Below are 8,871 nucleotides of genomic sequence, written 5' to 3'. Positions count from 1 at the left end.
CACGTCCACCACCTCCGCGCGCACCCCGGCGGCGGTCAGGCGTCGCGCCAGTTCGGCGGCGACGGCGTCGTGGCCCGCGCCCATCGAGGCGCTGACGATCAATGCCCTGTCCCTCATGGCCCTCCTTCCCGGGTGGGGGGCGGCGTGGCGGACACTGGAAGGCGATGCGACCTCACGCGCTCGCCGCCGCCGCCGGACTGGCCCTGCTCCACGCGGGACCGGGGGCGGCCTGGCTGCCTCCGGTCCGCCGCCTGCTGCCGTCCCTGGCGGGCGAGGGCGATCCCGGGCACGTGGCGCTGACCTTCGACGACGGGCCGGACCCGCGGTCGACCCCGCTGTTCCTCGACGAGCTGGACCGGCTCGGGTGCCGGGCGACCTTCTTCCTTCTCGGCGAGCTGCTCGAACGCCACCCCGAGGTCGGACGGAGCATCGCGCGGGCCGGTCACGAGGTGGCCGTGCACGGCTGGCGGCACGGCAACGCCCTGGTCACCCGGCCGGGCAGGGTCGCCGCTGAGATCGGCAGGGCCGCGCGCCTCGTCGCCGCCGTCACCGGCGTCCGGCCCTCGTGGTACCGCCCGCCGTTCGGCGTGCTGAGCGCCGAGGCGCTGCTCGCGGCCCGGTGGCACGGCCTGCGGCCGGTGCTGTGGACGGCCTGGGGCGCGGACTGGACGGCACGGGCCACGCCCGGCTCGGTGCTGCGCACCCTGGAGCCCGGCCTGCGCGGCGGGGCGACGCTGCTGCTGCACGACTGCGACCACACCTCCGCCCCGGGTTCCTGGCGCTCGGCGCTGGGCGCGCTCGCCGGCGTGGTCGGCCGTTGCCGGGCCGCCGGACTGCGGGTCGGGCCGCTGGGCGCCCACGGCGTGGGTGTACCCGGCGGCGCGGGGGCCCACCGGCTACCGGTCCCGGCGAGCTTTTACCCGCGGCGGGAAGCGCGGCCGGAAGCGTAAGAAGCGGAGAAAGAGGCCGCTCGCTTCCGCCGTCTTTCCCGGCCACGTTTTTACCGCTCTTTCCGTTTCAGGCGCGATGGCGCACGGCGCTTTTCCCGGGGCGTTGCGCACGTAAAAACGCTCGCCCTTTTTGTCGGGTTTTGTGGTGAATTGCGGTGGAGATTCTTCAGGCATGTCCGCAGGGGAGGTACGCGACGCCGCGCGCCGGGAGAACTTCCCGGTGGCCTCCCGCCTGCTGCCGCGCGCGTACCGCCGCGACCTGATGGCTGTGTACTGCTTCGCCCGTTACGTGGACGACGTCGGCGACGAGGCGGACCCCGCCGAGCGGCCGGCCCTGCTCGACGCGGTGGAGGCCGACCTGGGCCGCCTCTACGCCGGGGGGAGCCCGCGGCTGCCCGCCGTGCGGGCGCTGACGCCGCTGGTCGCCGGGCGGGGAGTGCCGCGGGCGCACTTCCTCCACCTCGTGGAGGCCAACCGGCGCGACCAGGTGACGCGGCGCTACGACACCTTCGCGCAGTTGCTGGCCTACTGCGAGCTGTCCGCCAACCCGGTCGGCCGGATCGTCCTGCACGTCTTCGACGCGGCCACGCCGGAGCGGGCGCGGCTGTCGGACCGCATCTGCTCGGCCCTCCAGGTGATCGAGCACTGCCAGGACGTGGGCGAGGACCACGCCCGCGGCCGGGTCTACCTCCCCGCCGAGGACCTGCGCAGGTTCGGCTGCCGGGAGGCCGACCTGGCCGCCCCGCACACGTCCCCGCGGCTGCGCCGGGCCGTGGCCCTGCAGGCCCGCCGCGCCGCCACGCTGCTGGACGAGGGCATGCCGCTGCTGGAGACGCTGAGCGGGTTCGCGCGTACCGCGGTGGCCGGCTACGTCGCGGGCGGCCTGGCCGCGCTCGCGGCGCTGGAGCGCCGGCGGCACGACGTGCTCGGCCGGGCGGTCCGCGCGCGCCGCCGCGCGGTGCTCGGCGAGTGGGCACGCGTGCTGAAGGAGGTGAACGGTGACGGTTCCCGGCGCGATCCCTGATCCCGTTCCCGTTCCCGATCGCCCGCCCGGCCCCGCGCTGCGCCCCGTCGGCGCGGGATCGGCCCGCGCGCCGGCGCCCGTGCCGCTGCCGCTGGCCTACCGGTACTGCGAGCGCGTCGTGCGCACCCGGGCACGCAACTTCGCCTACGGAATCCGCCTGCTCGCCCCGCCCGAGCGCCGCGCGCTCAGCGCGCTCTACGCCTTCGCCCGGCGGATCGACGACATCGGCGACGCGGCCGGGCCGGTCGACGAGCGGCTGTCGGCGCTGGAGGCGGCGCGGGCGGGGCTGCGGGCGCCGCGGCCGGACCTCGCCGACCCCGTGCTGGTGGCCCTGCGCGACACCGCCGCACGCTTCCCGATCCCGCTGGAGGCGTTCGAGGAGCTGATCGACGGATGCGCCGCCGACGTCGCGGGCGCGCACTACCAGTCCCACGACGACCTCGTCGGCTACTGCCGGGAGGTCGCCGGGTCCATCGGGCGGCTGTCGCTCGGCGTCTTCGGCCTGGCCGGCGGCTCGGGCCGCGACGCGGGGGCGCTGCGGCGCGCGGCGCGGCTCGCGGACTCCCTGGGGGTGGCGCTGCAGCTCACCAACGTGCTCAGGGACCTGCGGGAGGACCGGTGCGCCGGGCGGGTGTACCTGCCGGCCGACGACCTGCGCAGGTTCGGCTGCACGCTCGGCCTGGACGCGTCGGGGGCGTTCACCGACCCGCCCGAGCGGCTGGCGCGGCTCGTCCGGTACGAGGCCGGGCGGGCGCTCGCCTGGTACGCCGAGGGGACGCGCCTGATCCCGCTGCTCGACCGGCGCAGCGCGGCGTGCACCGCGGCGATGGCCGGGATCTACCGGCGTCTGCTCGCCCACATCGCCGCCGACCCGGCCCGGGCGCTGGCCGGGCGTCTGTCGCTCACGCCCTGGGCGAAGGCGATGGTCGCGGCCCGGGCGATCGCGGGAGCGGCCCGATGAACGGCGCGATGAACGGCCCGCCCGTGGCGGTGGTGGGCGGCGGCCTCGCCGGCATCACCGCGGCCCTCGCCCTCGCGGAGGCCGGCCGGCCGGTGACCCTGTACGAGGCGCGGCCCCGGCTCGGCGGGGCCACCCACTCCTTCGTCAGAGGCGACCTGACGGCCGACAACGGGCAGCACGTCTTCCTGCGCTGCTGCACGGCGTACCTCGGTCTGCTCGACCGGCTCGGCGGGACGGGGCGGGTACGCCTGCAGGAGCGCTTCGACGTGCCCGTGCTGACCCCGCGGGGCGGACGGGCGCGGCTGCGCCGGGCCGCGCTGCCCGGGCCGTTCCACCTGCTGCCGGCGCTCGCGGGCTACCGCCTGCTGTCCCCCGCCGACCGGCTGCGCGCGGTGCGCGGCGCGTTCGCGCTGCGCGGGCTCGACCCGGCCGCGCCCGCCCTCGACCGGGCCGCGCTCGGCGGCTGGCTGGCCGCCAACGGCCAGCGGGAGGCCGTACGACGGGCGCTGTGGGACCTGTTCGCGGTGGCGGCGCTGAACATCCCGTCCGACGAGGCGGCGCTGGGGCCGGCGGCGATGGTCTTCAGGACGGCCCTGCTGGGCCGCGCCGACGCCGCCGACATCGGCGTGCCGTCCGTGCCGCTCGGCGACCTGCACGGCGGCGCCGCGCTCGCGGCCATCGCCCGGCTGGGCGGCGAGGTGCGGCTGCGGGCGAAGGTGGAGGCGGTGCTGCCGGGGCCCTCGGTCCTCGTGGGCGGCCGGCGGGTCGAGGCGTCGGCCGTCGTCTTCGCCGCGCCGCACGGCCAGGCCGCGCGACTCGTCCCCCCGGACGCGGCGCCGGACCGCGACGCCTGGGCGGGCCTCGGCGCGAGCCCGATCGTCAACGTGCACGTGGTCTACGACCGGCCGGTCACCCGGCTGCCGTTCGCCGCCGTCGTCGGCTCACCGGTGCAGTGGATCTTCGACAGGACCGAGGCGGGCGGGCTCGCCCGGGGCCAGTACCTGACGGTCTCGGTGTCGGCGGCGCGGCACTGGATCGACGTGCCCACGGCCGTGATGCGGGAGGTGTTCCCGCCCGAACTGGAGCGGCTGCTGCCGGCCGCGCGGCAGGCGCGGGTCGTGGACCTGTTCATCACCAGAGAGCGGCGGGCGACCTTCCGGCAGGTCCCGGGGAGCGGAGGGCTGCGCCCCGGCGCGGCCACCCGGTGGCCGGGGCTGTTCCTCGCCGGCGCGTGGACCGACACGGGCTGGCCCGACACGATGGAGGGAGCCGTGCGCAGCGGACTCCAGGCCGCCCGCCTCGTGCGGCGGCATCTCGAACGGGAGCAGGCGCCGTGACCGGCGTCACCACCGGCGTCACCACCGGGGTCGCCACCGGCGCCGCCCGCGCGCAGACCGCCCTGAGGGCGGCCCGCGACCACCTGCTCGGCCTCCAGGCGCCCGAGGGGTGGTGGAAGGGCGAGCTGGCGACCAACGTGACGATGGACGCCGAGGACCTCCTGCTGCGCGAGTTCCTCGGCGTGCGGACCGCGCGGGAGACGGCCGAGGCCGCCCGGTGGATCAGGTCGCAGCAGCGGGCGGACGGCACCTGGGCCAACTTCCACGACGGTCCCGCCGACCTGTCCACCACGGTCGAGGCGTACACCGCGCTGCGCCTGGCGGGCGACCCGCCCTCGGCCCCGCACATGCGCGCCGCCGCCGCATACGCGCGCGGGGCCGGCGGCGTCGGGTCGGCCCGGGTCTTCACCCGGATCTGGCTCGCCCTGTTCGGCCGATGGCGGTGGGAGGACCTGCCGGTCATCCCCCCGGAGATCATGTTCCTGCCGCCGTGGTGCCCGCTGAACGTCTACGACTGGGCCTGCTGGGCGCGGCAGACCATCGTGCCGCTCACGATCGTGACCGCGCACCGGCCGGTCCGCCCGCTGCCGTTCGCCCTGCCGGAGCTGCGGGCCGGGAATGCGCCGCGCCCGCGATGTGAACGGGCCGCGCGTACCGGCTGGGACGCGGCGTTCGCGGCCCTCGACCGCGCCCTGCACCGCTACGAACGGCGGCCGGTGGCCGCGCTGCGCCGCGCCGCGCTGCGGCGGGCCGCCGAGTGGGTCGTGGCCCGCCAGGAGGCCGACGGCTCCTGGGGCGGCATCCAGCCTCCCTGGGTCTACTCGCTGATCGCCCTGAGCCTGAGCGGGTACGGCCTGGACCATCCCGTCATGCGGGCCGGCCTGGCCGGGCTGGACAGGTTCACCATCAGGGAGAACGGCACGCGCCGGCTGGAGGCGTGCCAGTCGCCCGTCTGGGACACCGCGCTCGCGATGACCGCCCTCCTGGACGCCGGCCTGCCCCGCGAGCATCCCGCGCTGGACAGAGCGGGCGGATGGCTGCTGCGCGAGGAGGTGCGCGGGCCCGGCGACTGGGCGGTGCGGCGGCCCGGGCTCGCGCCGGGCGGCTGGGCGTTCGAGTTCGACAACGACGGCTACCCCGACGTCGACGACACGGCGGAGGTGGTCCTCGCGCTGCGCCGGTGGGGCCGGCCCGACGCCCGCCCGGCGGTGGAGCGGGGGCTGCGCTGGATGGCCGGGATGGCCTGCCGCGACGGCGGGTTCGCCGCCTTCGACGCCGACAACACCCGCACGCTGTGCCTGCGGCTGCCGTTCTGCGACTTCGGCGCGGTCATCGACCCGCCGACGGCCGACGTGACCGCGCACGTGGTCGAGGCGCTGGCGGCCGAGGGCCTGGCCCGCTCCCCCGTCGTACGGCGGGCCGTGCGGTGGCTGCTGCGGGCGCAGGAGCCCGACGGCTCGTGGTTCGGCCGATGGGGGGCCAACCACGTGTACGGCACCGGCGCGGTGCTGCCCGCCCTCGCGGCGGCCGGGGTGCCGGCCGGCGCCCCCTGCGTACGGCGGGCCGTGGCCTGGCTGGAGGCGCACCAGCACCCCTGCGGCGGCTGGGGCGAGGACATGCGCTCCTACCGCGACCCCGCGTGGATCGGGCGGGGCGAGCCGACCGCCTCGCAGACGGCGTGGGCCCTCATCGGCCTGCTCGCCGCCGGGGAGCGCGGCCGGTCCGTGGACAGGGGGGCGGCCTGGCTGGCCGGCAGCCAGCGCCCCGACGGCACGTGGGACGAACCGCACTACACCGGGACGGGCTTCCCCGGCGATTTCTTCATCAACTACCACCTCTACCGCCTCGTCTTCCCCCTCAGCGCGCTCGGCCGCTACCTGCGTGCCCGGGAGGTGACGCCATGACCGGCCTGATCGTGTGCACGGCGCTGGGAATGGAGGCCCGGGCCGTCGCCCGCGGCCTGCGTCCCGCGCGTGACCATCCCCGTGTCCGGATCTTCCGCATAGGGATGGGGCCGGACCGGGCGGCGCGCGCGGCGGCCCTGCTCCCACCCGCCGCCGCTCTCGCCGTCACCGGCTTCGGCGGGGCCCTCCACGACGGCCTGCGTCCCGGGGACGTGCTCGTCGCCACCGAGGTCCGCTCCGGCGGCCGGGTCTGGCCGTGCCCGTCGGCCCCGCTGCTCGCCGGAGAGCTCGTCCGGGCGGGGCTGCCCGCCCGCACCGGCCCGCTCGTCACCGCGCCGGGGATAGTGTCGGGCCGCGCCCGGCTCGCCCTGGCCCGCGAGGGCGCGTGCGCCGTCGACATGGAGAGCGCCCCCCTCGCGGAAGCCGCGGGCGGGCGGCCGTTCGCGGCCGTGCGGGTCATCGTGGACACCCCCGGCGCCCCCCTGCTGAACCCCGCCACCGTGGGCGGCGCGGTCGCCGCGCGCCGCGCGCTCGCCCGGGTCGGCCCGGTGCTGGCGCGGTGGGCGGCGGCCGTGGGCCCACGCCGGGTCCTGCTGGCCTCGCCCCGCTCGTTCTGCGCCGGGGTCGAGCGGGCCATCGAGATCGTGGAGCGCGCGCTGGACCGGTTCGGCGCGCCCGTGTACGTGCGCAAGCAGATCGTGCACAACATCCACGTCGTACGCGGCCTGGAGCGGCTCGGCGCGGTGTTCGTCGACGACCTGGCCGAGGTGCCGGAGGGCGCGGTGACCGTCTTCTCCGCGCACGGGGTCGCGCCCGCCGTGCGGGAGGAGGCGGCGCGGCGCGGGCTGCGCGTCGTCGACGCGACCTGCCCGCTGGTCGCGAAGGTCCACGCGGAGGCCCGCAGGTTCGCCGCGCGGGGCGACCTCGTCGTGCTGATCGGCCACGCCGGGCACGAGGAGGTCGAGGGCGTGCTCGGGGAGGTGCCCGGCGCGGGCGTGCTGGTCGAGGACGAGGCCGGCGTCGAGGGGCTGGCCGAGGGCCCGCGGACGGGGCGGGGGGTCGCCTACCTCACCCAGACCACGCTCGCGGCCGACGAGGCCGGGCGGGTCGCGGCGGCGGTCCGGCGGCGCTTCCCGGACGCCGAGGGCCCGCGCGGCGAGGACATCTGCTACGCGACGACCAACCGGCAGCGCGCGGTGCGCGCCGTCGCCGCGGAGGCCGATCTGGTCCTGGTCGTCGGGTCGGCGAACTCCTCCAACGCCCTGCGCCTCACCGAGGTCGCCGCGCGCTCCGGTGACGCCTCTCGACGTGGCGGGGCGCCGCTCGTCCGCCTGGTCGACGGTCCGGGCGACGTCGCGCTCGACTGGCTGCGCGGAGTGCGGACGGTCGGACTGACCGCCGGGGCGTCCACGCCCGGCTCGCTGGTGGACGCCGTCGTGGCGGCCCTCGGCGGACTCGGCCCGCTGGAGGTGGAGGAGCGGCGGGTGACCGAGGAGAACGTCGAGTTCACATTGCCGAAGGAGGTGCGGCCCTGATGCCGATGCCCTTACGCCAGAGCCTGCGCGTGGGCGCATACATCCTGCGCCAGCGGCTGCGCCGGCGGGAGAGGTTCCCGCTGCTGCTCGAACTCGAGCCGTTGTTCGCGTGCAACCTGAAGTGCGCGGGCTGCGGGAAGATCCAGCACCCGGCCGGCGTGCTGAAACAGCGCATGCCGGTCGAGCAGGCGGTGGCCGCGGTCGAGGAGTGCGGCGCCCCGATGGTGTCGATCGCGGGCGGGGAGCCGCTCATGCACCCGCAGATCGGGGAGATGGTCGAGGCGCTGGTGGCGCGCAGGAAGTACGTCTTTTTGTGCACCAACGCGCTGCTGATCCCGCGCAGGATCGACCGGTTCACGCCCTCGCCGTACTTCGCCTGGGCGGTCCACATCGACGGCCTGCGCGAGCGGCACGACGCGTCGGTGTGCAAGGAGGGCGTGTTCGACGAGGCGGTCGCGGCGGTGCGCGAGTGCCGGCGGCGCGGCTTCCGCGTCACCACCAACACCACGTTCTTCGCCGGGGACAGCCCGCGCACGGTCGTCGAGGTGCTCGACTTCCTCAACGACGAGCTGCGCGTCGACCAGATGACGATCTCGCCGGGGTACGCCTACGAGAAGGCGCCCGACCAGGACTGCTTCCTGGGCGTGCGGCAGACGCGGGAGCTGTTCCGCGCCGCGTTCGCGGGCGGCAACCGCAGGCGGTGGCGGTTCAACCACTCGCCGCTGTTCCTCGACTTCCTGGAGGGGAAGACCGACTTCCCCTGCACGGCCTGGGCGATCCCGTCCTACTCGGTGTTCGGCTGGCAGCGGCCCTGCTATCTGATGGCCGACGGGTACGCGAAGACCTACCGGGAGCTGGTCGAGGAGACCGACTGGGACTCCTACGGCCGGGGGCGGGACGCGCGCTGCGCCAACTGCATGGCGCACTGCGGCTACGAGCCGACGGCGGTCTTCGCCACCCTCGGCTCGCTGCGCGAGTCGCTGCGCGCGCTGCGCGGCACCTGACGGTTCCACGCCTCAGGGGCGGCCGAAGCGGCGGGCGAGGACGCGGAAGGCGCCGGGCGCGGCCCCGTGCAGGCGGGCGGGCAGGCGCAGCCAGGCCGGCACGTACACCTCCGCGCGCCCGCGCTCGACGGCGGCCGCGATGGCCCGGGCCACCCG

Annotated in this window: 7 protein-coding genes; all 7 read left to right on the top strand. The window is 76.8% G+C overall.

The genetic code is table 11. The annotated features are described in order from the left end of the window. Nucleotides 1–164: 164 nt before the first annotated feature. The 7 genes from AB0J39_RS35780 to hpnH all read left to right on the top strand — a co-directional run bounded on the left by AB0J39_RS35780 (nucleotide 165) and on the right by hpnH (nucleotide 8,715). A complete protein-coding gene (locus AB0J39_RS35780) occupies nucleotides 165–950 on the top strand; it encodes a polysaccharide deacetylase family protein (protein ID WP_363472972.1) in 786 nt (261 codons plus the stop codon). 172 nt (nucleotides 951–1,122) lie between these two features. Beyond that, the gene (hpnC, locus tag AB0J39_RS35775) at nucleotides 1,123–1,974 is read left to right on the top strand and encodes a squalene synthase HpnC (RefSeq protein ID WP_363472970.1); all 852 of its coding nucleotides are present in this window, start codon (nucleotides 1,123–1,125) and stop codon (nucleotides 1,972–1,974) included. Continuing rightward, nucleotides 1,949–2,935, top strand: coding sequence for a squalene/phytoene synthase family protein (locus tag AB0J39_RS35770; RefSeq protein ID WP_363472967.1), 987 nt, complete (start codon nucleotides 1,949–1,951; stop codon nucleotides 2,933–2,935). Before hpnC ends, AB0J39_RS35770 begins: the two co-directional genes overlap by 26 nt. Continuing rightward, nucleotides 2,932–4,272, top strand: coding sequence for a hydroxysqualene dehydroxylase HpnE (gene hpnE / locus AB0J39_RS35765; RefSeq protein WP_363472965.1), 1,341 nt, complete (start codon nucleotides 2,932–2,934; stop codon nucleotides 4,270–4,272). Before AB0J39_RS35770 ends, hpnE begins: the two co-directional genes overlap by 4 nt. After that, nucleotides 4,269–6,176 carry a squalene--hopene cyclase gene (shc, locus tag AB0J39_RS35760; RefSeq protein ID WP_363472963.1) on the top strand — a complete coding sequence of 636 codons (1,908 nt, stop codon included), beginning with the start codon at nucleotides 4,269–4,271 and terminating at the stop codon, nucleotides 6,174–6,176. The genes hpnE and shc overlap by 4 nt, the downstream gene beginning before the upstream one ends. Further along, nucleotides 6,173–7,711, top strand: a complete 1,539-nt coding sequence (ispH, locus tag AB0J39_RS35755; protein ID WP_363472961.1) for a 4-hydroxy-3-methylbut-2-enyl diphosphate reductase — start codon at nucleotides 6,173–6,175, stop codon at nucleotides 7,709–7,711. The genes shc and ispH overlap by 4 nt, the downstream gene beginning before the upstream one ends. Next, nucleotides 7,711–8,715, top strand: coding sequence for an adenosyl-hopene transferase HpnH (gene hpnH / locus AB0J39_RS35750; protein ID WP_363472959.1), 1,005 nt, complete (start codon nucleotides 7,711–7,713; stop codon nucleotides 8,713–8,715). The genes ispH and hpnH overlap by 1 nt, the downstream gene beginning before the upstream one ends. The last annotated feature ends 156 nt before the right edge of the window (nucleotides 8,716–8,871 follow it).

Source organism: Microbispora sp. NPDC049633 (assembly GCF_040675265.1).
Taxonomy (GTDB): domain Bacteria; phylum Actinomycetota; class Actinomycetes; order Streptosporangiales; family Streptosporangiaceae; genus Microbispora; species Microbispora maris.
Note: the sequence above shows the minus strand (reverse complement) of the source record. Positions and strands in the feature narration are given on the sequence as shown.

Bases quoted from the DNA above. Each gene is read 5' to 3' on its own strand.
- ispH (WP_363472961.1), top strand. From the start codon at position 6,173: ATGACCGGCCTGATCGTGTGCACGGCGCTGGGAATGGAGGCCCGGGCC.
- AB0J39_RS35780 (WP_363472972.1), top strand. From the start codon at position 165: ATGCGACCTCACGCGCTCGCCGCCGCCGCCGGACTGGCCCTGCTCCAC.
- hpnH (WP_363472959.1), top strand. From the start codon at position 7,711: ATGCCGATGCCCTTACGCCAGAGCCTGCGCGTGGGCGCATACATCCTG.
- hpnC (WP_363472970.1), top strand. From the start codon at position 1,123: ATGTCCGCAGGGGAGGTACGCGACGCCGCGCGCCGGGAGAACTTCCCG.
- hpnE (WP_363472965.1), top strand. From the start codon at position 2,932: ATGAACGGCGCGATGAACGGCCCGCCCGTGGCGGTGGTGGGCGGCGGC.